The organism is Mesorhizobium sp. M5C.F.Ca.ET.164.01.1.1 (assembly GCF_004792125.1).
Taxonomy (GTDB): Bacteria; Pseudomonadota; Alphaproteobacteria; order Rhizobiales; family Rhizobiaceae; genus Mesorhizobium; species Mesorhizobium wenxiniae.
This window is the reverse complement of record NZ_SRTG01000416.1, coordinates 1-313: the sequence shown is the minus strand read 5'-3', so window position 1 is coordinate 313 and position 313 is coordinate 1. Positions and strand designations below refer to the sequence as shown.

Below are 313 nucleotides of genomic sequence, written 5' to 3'. Positions count from 1 at the left end.
GGACGGTTTCCTTCTTCCCGGGGCCGGCGAGCTGATTGCTGCCGCGCTGTGGGGTCTGGCTGTCCGGAAGCTCGAAGCCGTTGTCGCGCAGCCAGTCCACGGCTTCGCCTTCGGATAGACCCTGCAGCTTGCCCAGCATCCAGAGGGTGCCACCGCCCTCATTGTCCTGGTGGTCGAACGCGACACCCTTCTGCAGGTCGACCGACATCGAGCCGCTGTTGCCCCAGCGAAGCTCGACGCCTGGTTTCGATAGATGCGGGTTCGGTTCTCCCAGAAGCATCCTTGCCACTGGTTCGATATGCTGCGCGAGCAG

Annotated in this window: 1 protein-coding gene; it reads right to left on the bottom strand. The window is 63.9% G+C overall.

What is annotated here, in order from left to right:
* Window positions 1-208 (bottom strand): hypothetical protein (locus tag EN807_RS34075; RefSeq protein WP_135938062.1); only part of this gene is annotated, 208 nt, incomplete at its 3' end.
* Window positions 209-313 lie beyond the last annotated feature (105 nt).